The sequence below is a fragment of the Specibacter sp. AOP5-B1-6 genome (genome assembly GCF_052376555.1).
Taxonomy (GTDB): Bacteria; Actinomycetota; Actinomycetes; order Actinomycetales; family Micrococcaceae; genus Specibacter.
Map to the genome: position 1 here is coordinate 1 of NZ_JBQSVT010000124.1, position 463 is coordinate 463.

Here is a 463-nt window from a genome sequence, read left to right on the forward strand (position 1 = left end):
AGTGGCGCCCATGACGGGGTAGCGGATGTTGTCGTTGATATTCAGGATCGGGCAGAGTTCCTTCACCTGCTTGGGGTCCAGCCATTCGGCGTCGACTCCGTTGAGCTGGTTGGCCCCGACCCGGCGCATGCTTTCACGCACGTCGCCAAGCGTGTGGGCCAGGTTCATGACCCCGCGCTGGCTGAACAGGAAGTCGTATTCAAGTTCCTCGGGCAGGATCTCCCACAGCTTGAGGGAGTGCTCGTAAATGGCCGCACTTTCATCCCACAGGTAGTTGGAACGGATGATGGTGGTGTTGCGGGCCATGTTGCCGCCGGCCAGCCACCCCTTTTCCAGAATGGCAATGTTGGTCATGCCATGGTTCTTGGCCAGGAAGTAGGCTGTCGCCAATCCATGGCCACCACCGCCAACAATCACGGCGTCGTATGACTTCTTGGGGTCCGGGTTGCGCCACAGGAATTCT

Annotated in this window: 1 protein-coding gene; it reads right to left on the reverse strand. The window is 59.4% G+C overall.

Annotated elements, in window-relative coordinates; all coding sequences use genetic code 11:
* Window positions 1–463, reverse strand: a 463-nt coding sequence (locus ACT3TS_RS19760) for an FAD-dependent oxidoreductase (RefSeq protein WP_444533228.1), incomplete at both ends; no start/stop codon positions are given.